The following is a 699-nucleotide window of genomic DNA, read 5'->3' on the forward strand; positions in this document are numbered from 1 at the left end:
CGATAGAGCCGGTAGATGCGGTTGATGCCCGACGGCTCGCCGCCTTGCCGCAGCAGGATGAACAGCCGCCGGTAGCCGAAGCGCCAGCGCGCGTTGGCAAGGTCGCGCAACTGACTTCGCAGCTCCCTGTCCGGCGGGCGCCGTGACCGGTAGCGGACCATTGCGTATTCCGACGAAGCCGGCCATCGATTCCGATTTGAAGCCGGCCAGTCATTCCGATTTCATTCCGGCCGGTGTTCCGATTTGAAGCCGGCCATTTTTCGGACTGATCCTGGGTCTGGATGATGTTTGGATTGGGTTTCGTTTCAGGTCAAGCTTGCGCTGTTTCAGACGCTCTTGGCGAGCGCTGTTTTCGCATGCTTTCACCGGTGAGATCGATGCGATAGGCGTTGTGAACGAGGCGGTCGAGGATGGCATCGGCCAGAGTTGGGTTTGCAATGATCTCGTAAAGTGGCAGCTGACTGGTGACGATTGTCGATCGGCGTTCGTAGCGCTCTTCAATGATCTCAAGCACATCACGCCGCTGGTCATCATTGAGTTTTCCGGTTCCCAGTCATCAAGAATGAGAAGGTCGGTTTTGGCGAGTTGCTTGAGGATCCGGCCATAACGTCCGTCGCCTCTCGCGAGGGCAAGTGTTGCAAACAGCCGGGGAACGCGGTGATAGGCGACGGAGAAATCCTCTCGGCAAGCTTTGTGGCC

2 pseudogenes are annotated in these 699 nt (G+C 58.1%); both read right to left on the reverse strand.

The window, feature by feature from the left end:
• Positions 1 to 161: pseudogene (locus NKH19_RS33450) on the reverse strand (IS3 family transposase); the annotation flags it as partial.
• A gap of 149 nt (positions 162 to 310) precedes the next feature.
• A pseudogene (locus tag NKH19_RS33455) lies at positions 311 to 699 on the reverse strand (ATP-binding protein); the annotation flags it as partial.

The sequence above is a fragment of the Mesorhizobium sp. M1338 genome (assembly GCF_040318045.1).
In the GTDB taxonomy this organism is placed as follows: domain Bacteria; phylum Pseudomonadota; class Alphaproteobacteria; order Rhizobiales; family Rhizobiaceae; genus Mesorhizobium.